This is a genomic window from Methanobrevibacter sp. (genome assembly GCF_045577275.1).
Lineage (GTDB): Archaea > Methanobacteriota > Methanobacteria > Methanobacteriales > Methanobacteriaceae > Methanobrevibacter.
The window spans coordinates 1-7,888 of record NZ_JAZNIB010000014.1; the positions used below are offsets into that span (position 1 = coordinate 1).

Sequence of the window (7,888 nt, forward strand, 5' to 3'; positions counted from 1 at the left end):
TCATCATCAATAACAACTTCAGTTCTTGAAGCTCCTCCACGAGCTTCAGGACCATATGATTGAGTTTGAACAGCATTCTTATTATCAAAGAGTGAAGCAGCCTTACCAATGATGACTCCTGCCATGATTACTCCTTGACCACCAAAACCTGCTATACGAACTTCAGTTCTCATTTAATCCAACTCCTCAAATGCAGACTTAATAGCGAGTGGCTTGTCTGAATTCTCTTCAGCCAATGCCTTAATGTTATCAGTTAATTCAGCATGTGGCTTGTTAGCAAATTCACCAACAATGATCTTGCCTTCCAATTCTGATTCTTCCATTTTTTCTGCTCTTCTTTTATTGATACTGTTTTCCTTGATCCATTCAAACATTTGAAGTGGAGTTTTCATCTTATTCTTACGTCCAAAGTAAGTTGGACATTGGGAAACAACTTCAATAAATGAGAAACCGTCATTTTCCAAACCTTTTTGAATGGCTTTGGATAATTGAAGAGGATGAGTGGTAGTCCATCTTGCAACATAGGATGCGCCAGCTGCACTTACAAGCTCCGCCAAGTTGAATGGCATATCTCTTGAACCATAAGGTGCAGTTGTACCAAAACTTCCTTTAGGGGAAGTAGGGCTGATTTGACCACCGGTCATACCATAAATATTATTGTTTATACAGATAACAGTGAGATTAATGTTTCTTCTTGCAGCATGAATCAAATGGTTTCCTCCAATGGATGCGGCATCTCCGTCACCAGTGAATACAACAACATCCAAGTCAGGGTTTCCTACCTTCAATCCAGTAGCAAAGCTTAAAGCTCTTCCGTGAGTTGTGTGGAGAGAATCGCATTTTGCATAACCTGGAATCCTTGAAGAGCAACCGATACCTGAAACCATTGCAATATTTTCAAAATCAATGTCTGTTCCTTCCAAACCTTTAAAGAATGTGCTCATAACAGTACCGTTTCCACAACCTGGACAGAAAATGTGTGGCAATCTTTCTTCTCTAAGATATTTTTTATATGGGCTTTCCTTTTCTACCATTTTACCACCTATCCATTAATCTCCTTAATCTTATCATAAATTTCATCAGGCTTGTGGAGAATTCCTCCAATCTTGCCGATCAAGTGAACATTAGCTTCTCCATGTGCAGCCCTTTCAACTTCATGAACCAATTGGCCTAAGTTCATTTCAGGAACAATTATGTCACTTGCGGTTTTTGCGATTTCAGCAATTTCCTCTTCTGGGAAAGGCCATGGAGTGTCAATCTTAAGGGATCCTACCTTGATGCCTTCTTCTCTTGCCTTTTTCATAGCAGCTCCAACTGAACGGTATGGAGAACCGCAGGAAACAACTACGATATCTGCATCATCACAATTTTCCTTTTTGACTGAACAGATATCTTTCCTATGCATTAAAACCTTATTGCATAATCTTTCCACCAATTTATGATGGGTGTCTGGATCGTTAGTGTCTGGGTAACCTCTTTCATCGTGAGTGAGGCCAGTTACGTGAATATTGAATCCATCACCAAATGCAGGCATAGGAGTGGTTCCATCTTCAGGAGCATCAAATGGCAAGTATTGTCCATCCACTTTTTCAGGTCTCTTACGAGCTACAATATCAACCTTATCAGGAATAATCAATTTTTCTCTCATGTGACCTACGACTTCATCAGCAAGGACAGTTACAGGGACTCTGTACTCTTCAGCCAAATTAAATGCTTTGATTGTAAAGTCAAAGAATTCCTGAACTGATGAAGGTGCCAAAGCGATAGGTTCATAATCCCCATGGGAACCCCAGCGAACCTGCATGATATCTGCTTGTGCAGACATTGTAGGTTGACCAGTTGATGGGGAACCTCTTTGAACATTGATGATTACAATAGGAGTTTCTGTTATGAAACCATAACCGATATTTTCCTGCATCAATGAAATACCTGGACCGGATGTAGCAGTCATTGCTTTCATACCACTCCAGCTAGCGCCGATAATAGCTCCAGCAGATGCAATTTCATCTTCCATTTGAACAAAGGAACCTCCATATTTTGGAAGCAATATTGACATTTGTTCTGCAATTTCAGTAGATGGAGTAATTGGATAACCTGCAAAGAACCTGCAGTTTGCAGCAATTGCACCTAAAGCGCAAGCTTCATTTCCTTGAACAAAACGTTCTTCTACCATAATTATTCCACCTCTTTCTCAACATAAATAGCTTGATCAGGACAGGACACTTCGCATAATCCACATTTAGTGCAAGCTTCCTCATTTTCTGGGAAAGGAAGATACACATTTTTTGTGTTTACCTTGTCAGATTTTGAATAAACTTTTTTAGGACAAGTTGCTATGCAAATATCGCATCCTTTACAAAGCTTAGAATCTATAATAATCATTAAATCATCTCACATTCCATAATTATAATACTGCAATAATTATTTTAAACATTTGACTAAATACCTTAAATACTATTAAAAAATTCTAAGATATAAATCATAATATTAATATATATTGTTTTATTAATTTAAATAATTTAGTATAATTAACAAGGAAAATAGATTTTAAAAAAATAGATTATTGGAAATAGGATAATAAAAGAACTATAAAAAAATAGATTAATAAAAAAATAAAAAAAGAGAATAATTACTCAATTATCTCTTCAACAAACATTAAAGGATAATTGAGCTCTTCAATAAATTTGATTCTAATAACCGCTAAAACATCATCCACTTTGGAATAGATCTTAACGTCCAACATATCTCCACTGAGGGAAGTATATTCAAATTCAGTCATAGCCTTATCCAATCTATCCAAATCAATGGAAACCTCTACCTTTTCAATGCAAGGCTGTAAAGCGAAAGACTCTTCCATAGCCTTTTCAAGACTTGGAATATTGGTTTTATTGAAAGGAGTTCCTACAAATTGATGGAATAGAGCTCCCATACTAATTGCTCCTTCAAATATTGCTCTTTCCCTATTTGAAATATTAGAAAAATATTTTTCTTTAGTGTCCATAAAATACCTCAGAATAAAAATTATTAAAATGCATAAACTTATTTTAGTCTAACTTACTCCCATCAAACCATTCAACCATCCTAATTTATCTGCCCATATCTGTGAGGATACTGGGAAGATTGAGAAATAAATCAGAACTATTGTTATTGCTATAACCACAGCCAAAATGATTTTCCTTTCATCAGCTGGAGAGAAATAAGCTATAATCAAACCAAAAGCTAAGAATCCAAATGTTATGATCCATGCCCAATGGGCTTGAGGATTCTCTTCAAGAGCGGTTTCATTAATTGGGCTAGTAGAATTCAATTCAGCAGTTACAATAAGCCTTTGGGCAGTTGAACCTATAGGATGGCAAGTAACCAGAATCAACTCCTGATTGTGAATATCTCCAGTTTTATGGCTTTCATTGAGAACCAATGCATTGGTTGGTGTAATGATTTCAGATTTCTTGACTGTATAATTTACCTCACCGATACCTGGCCATTCCAATGTGATTACATCTCCCTTTTTAAGGGCATCCAAGCGTAAAAATGGAGATCCCTGCAATGTCCTATGGCCATATAGAATGACATCTCCCTTGGTTGGAATATTGGAAATATAGTCTATGAATACCCCTTGGGAAATGGAAACATTGTTGATTTTCTCAAATACTCCAATGGAAGGAATAATAACTACAGATGCATTAATGTCCTTAGATTCAGCAACATTCTTATAGGAATAGTAATTTACTTCAGTTAAAGCGTACAGGCTAATAATCAACAAAGCAACTATTATAATTACTGTTGGCCATCTTATTTTCAAATCCATAAAAATCATCAACAAAATAATTAAATTAAAATTAAGTTTTGAAAAATTGATTAAATAATTTTCAAAACATTTAATAAAATATTAAATTTATAGTCATTTATCTATTTTTTATATTTAATAAATTATTATATTTATTTCAATGCAAATTCCATTAAAGAAAGAAATAAAAAAATAAAAAAATAAATTGGAAGAGGCCAATTAAATTAAAGGAAATCTATGGATTGATTTTGATACAAATTCTCATAATAGGTTTCATCTAATTCATTAACCACCCAATTTGGAGCAAATTCCGTTGGAATTGTCAGCACTAAACTGTCCATATTGTTAATTACAAAATTCACATCAGATTGGGGAACTTCCAAAAGAATGATATATTCCGATTCCAAATCACCTAAATTGGACATACGCTCAAAATTAGACAATCGGATACCATAATTTGTCAAATAGGAATCCAATGCATTGTCATTCCTGCTTGAATTCAAGACCGCTGCCTTAAGCAATTCCTCAACATCACTTGAATAGGAACTGGTATTTTCAAAAGGTTTGGTTTCATTTCCTTTTATTATTGTATTTGATTTTGATACTGTGCTGTCAACCAATCCACTATCCTTTGAACGTAGAATAGCTAAAACTGTAGCACCACTGACTATAGGTTCATCTTCTGATGTCTCTTCCAAGGAATCAACACTAGGAACATCTTCCAATGGTTCATCAACACTTGTCTCATTCAATGGAACATCACTTGCATTATCTGCACCATCGTATTCTTGAGGATAATCTGAAGAGTTATCATTTAATGAATAGATGTCAACAACAGAGCCGACAGAAATCAGCCCTCCAGTAGCTTGAAGTCTTGAAAGGGAAATCGGAACGATGACTGTGTTGACCTTTTCAAACTGGACATTCGATAAGACCTTTGCATCATTATCCTTGACAAAATCATTTGCATCCTTAACAGACATTAGGATATTCCTATTTTCTCCATAAGACATCATGACTCTACCAAAATCATCCTTAGATGAAACTATTTTGGAACTGTGATATAATCTCCAATCCTTTGTTGCAGACCGTACAACATCAATAGACTTGATTTCTTCAATATCATAAGCCTTATTTATCCTATCTTCCAATGTATATGCATTTTCATTAAGTGCCAAAGGACCCTTATACAATGCATGAACCTCGTTTAATTTAGAATTCCTTTCCAGATTCAATTCGCTTTGAAATGGCTGATAGACAAAGAAGTAAAAGACAGAAGAAATCAATACAAAAACTATCAATAGAACAGTTACCTTTCCAAATAATGATTTGGATGAATTGTTTTTATTCAATAGATTAGTTTTAAAGTCCAATAAACTTTTTTTAAGACTCTTTTTATTAGAATTTTTATCATGATGTTTTTCTTTAGAAGATTCCTTATCAGATTCCTCACTACTCTCCATATCATCATTAAAATCATCTTGATTTAAATCATCAAACTCCCTTGAATCATTGGAATAAATGTATTTGGCATATTTTTCATCAACACCATCCAAGTCATCAGAGTCTAAATTATCCTTAGAAACTTCTTTAGAACTAATATTATCATTAAAAAATCCTGCATCCGAATTGGAACTCTTCTTTAATGGAGAACTTTCAGGAATAATCGAATCAAAACTGGCAAAATGGGAAGAATCATCATTATCCTTAGACTTATCTGATTTTAACTTGTTTTTTTCTCCCAATTTATTTAACTTAGACTTAAATAGATCCTTTTTAAATAAATTAAATCGATTTTTTCGATTAGTCATAGTTATCAAACCTAAAATAGAATGAGATATGAAAATAGAAAAATAGGTTTGAAAAATATTGATTTATAAAAACTTAAAGTGAAAAATAGCTTGATAAAAATAGAAATTTATTAGAAAAATAAAGAAAAAAAGAAATTTAAGGAAAATAAAGAAATTAGGAGATTAAAGAAAAAAGAAATAAAAATAAAATAATATCTTTAAAATTATTCCTCTTCCACTTCTCCAGTGCTAATAGCTTTTAATTTTTCCTCTTTCTCATCATTTTCTTCTGCTTCTTTTGCTTCTCCAATGATTTCACCAGAAGAAACCCTATTGATGTTTTCTCTCATAGTTTTGAATCTTTCTTGAGCATTGCTTAAGGAAAGACTTACTTTATTAGCGGTTATTTCTCTAACCTGACCTATGTTCTTATTTACATTTTCAGGTGTTAACGCCTCATCAGTATCTATGAAGAACTCTAAGAATGTCATGAACATGTAGATTAATGACAAGATAAATAAAACCAAAGCAGGTAGATTGATTGCTCCTATTGACACATTGATAGGTAAAAGCAACAACAAGATCATTAAAGCACCAAGGCCGATGACATAATAGTTGTCGACTTTAGGGTATCTGATTGTACTGATCATCAAATAACCTGCAAATAACATTAATATGCTTGCAACCACAGTATTGAATAAGCCACTTAAATAATAAGACGCCAATATGATAGCGGTACCAGGTATTGGGAAACCTACAAATCCATGATAATTAATCTTATCAGCAATTACATTATAACGAGCAAGTCTTAAAATACCGCAGACAAGTGCGAAAACGGCAACGATAGCCACCAAATAAGCTGCCCAATCAGATATTTGTAATCCTAAATAGTATAAGAGTAATGAAGGTGCTACACCAAAAGATACAATATCCGCTAAAGAATCTATATTTTTACCAAAACCAAATGGATCATCACGATTAAGTTTTCTTGAAACCCATCCGTCTATAGAGTCAAAAACAACTGCAACAAGTATACATAATGCTGCATATGTTAAATGATTATCCATAATCATCAGTATAGCTAAAAATCCAAATACCAAATTCAATATTGAAATGATATCAGGAATAGCTAAAAAATATCCCATTCCAACACTTTTTAATCTCATAATTTGACTCCAATAATATTTTAAAACAATCTCCCTTTTAATTTTTTCGAAAAACAAATATACAATCTCTCAATTAATGTAAAAATAATAATATGATAGTAAAATACAATTTAACTAATATATTTTACTAATTTTAAAAAAATAAAACCAAATCATTATTTTTAGATAAAATAAATATATTTAAACAAAGTAAATTTTTTAATATGAAATCCATTTTTTCTTTTAAAATGAATTTTTTAATCCGATTATAATGTTTACATTAAAAAATAAACCATATTTATTATAATAATATTATTTTTAATCCATTATTTATATATTACTCATTAATATATAAAAATTCTTATTATTTTACTTATTATCTTTCATATTATTCTTAGAATATGGGAGGATATCGAACATCTAAAAACAAAATTATATATTCTAATAAGAAGATATATTAGTTCAATATAGTAATATTGTTTTTTGATTTTTGGAAAATTAAGTAATACTTTGAAAATATCTATCACGTGATTTTATGATTGAAGACAGAATACAAATTCTCAGAAGAGCGGCAAAGGTCTCATCTAGAGAAAATAATGCACAGGTATGGTGTGTCATTGCTGGAAATGAAAAATTAGTCGATGATATAGCCTATAATGCAATTACAGCCAGTGATAGAGTTCAAATTTTATTTAGAGAATCCATAAAAATCATAGACAAGTATACTGCAAAAAGATTTGACTGCATAATGCTTAAAGGGGAAGAGCTTAAAATCAGCGAACTTAGAAATAGATGCTCTGAAAAAGGTGGAGCATCAATCGAAATCACAGATGTGCATATAAAAACCATCCCTAATTTGCTGGTTATTGTCGGTCCTGAAGAATCCATGAAATCATTCAATGGAGAAACAACAAGACAAAAAACTGAAATAAACATTTTAGCAGAAGATCATACAAGCAGTTTTATCAAAGCAGAACTTAATACACGCTTGAAATTACCTTCATTTTTAAGAAGCACCATGACACCAATACTTGATATGAGTGATGTCGTATTGTCTGCAATTCTTGTTTCCGTAGTTGATGAGGAAAATATTGAAGCTGTGAAACTAATCAGCCAAAACAATAGCTTATTTGGAATTGACTTAAAGAAAACAATACAGGATAAGG

Annotated in this window: 9 protein-coding genes; 1 reads left to right on the forward strand and 8 read right to left on the reverse strand. The window is 32.5% G+C overall.

Annotation, left to right across the window (positions count from 1 at the left end):
• The 8 genes from ACKI67_RS00405 to ACKI67_RS00440 form a co-directional block, all read right to left on the reverse strand.
• Positions 1-173 (reverse strand): 2-oxoacid:acceptor oxidoreductase family protein (locus ACKI67_RS00405; protein ID WP_407461410.1); only part of this gene is annotated, 173 nt, incomplete at its 3' end.
• Positions 174-1,034: a 2-oxoacid:ferredoxin oxidoreductase subunit beta gene (locus ACKI67_RS00410; RefSeq protein ID WP_407461402.1), complete on the reverse strand. Its 861-nt coding sequence runs from the start codon at positions 1,032-1,034 to the stop codon at positions 174-176.
• 8 nt (positions 1,035-1,042) lie between these two features.
• A complete protein-coding gene (locus tag ACKI67_RS00415) occupies positions 1,043-2,173 on the reverse strand; it encodes a 2-oxoacid:acceptor oxidoreductase subunit alpha (RefSeq protein ID WP_407461403.1) in 1,131 nt (376 codons plus the stop codon).
• Positions 2,174-2,175: 2 nt separating this feature from the next.
• Positions 2,176-2,382 (reverse strand): ferredoxin family protein, encoded by a 207-nt coding sequence (locus tag ACKI67_RS00420; protein WP_407461404.1) that lies wholly within the window; start codon positions 2,380-2,382, stop codon positions 2,176-2,178.
• Between the two features lie 247 nt (positions 2,383-2,629).
• A complete protein-coding gene (locus ACKI67_RS00425) occupies positions 2,630-3,001 on the reverse strand; it encodes a dihydroneopterin aldolase family protein (RefSeq protein WP_407461405.1) in 372 nt (123 codons plus the stop codon).
• Positions 3,002-3,049: 48 nt separating this feature from the next.
• The gene (locus tag ACKI67_RS00430) at positions 3,050-3,808 is read right to left on the reverse strand and encodes a class E sortase (protein WP_407461406.1); all 759 of its coding nucleotides are present in this window, start codon (positions 3,806-3,808) and stop codon (positions 3,050-3,052) included.
• Positions 3,809-4,011: 203 nt separating this feature from the next.
• Complete coding sequence (locus ACKI67_RS00435) at positions 4,012-5,532, reverse strand: hypothetical protein (protein ID WP_407461407.1); 1,521 nt, start codon at positions 5,530-5,532, stop codon at positions 4,012-4,014.
• Positions 5,533-5,801: 269 nt separating this feature from the next.
• Positions 5,802-6,743, reverse strand: a complete 942-nt coding sequence (locus ACKI67_RS00440) for an archaetidylserine synthase (RefSeq protein WP_407461408.1) — start codon at positions 6,741-6,743, stop codon at positions 5,802-5,804.
• A gap of 514 nt (positions 6,744-7,257) precedes the next feature.
• On the opposite strand from ACKI67_RS00440, the gene ACKI67_RS00445 reads away from it, so the two are divergent.
• Positions 7,258-7,888 (forward strand): hypothetical protein (locus ACKI67_RS00445; protein ID WP_407461409.1); only part of this gene is annotated, 631 nt, incomplete at its 3' end.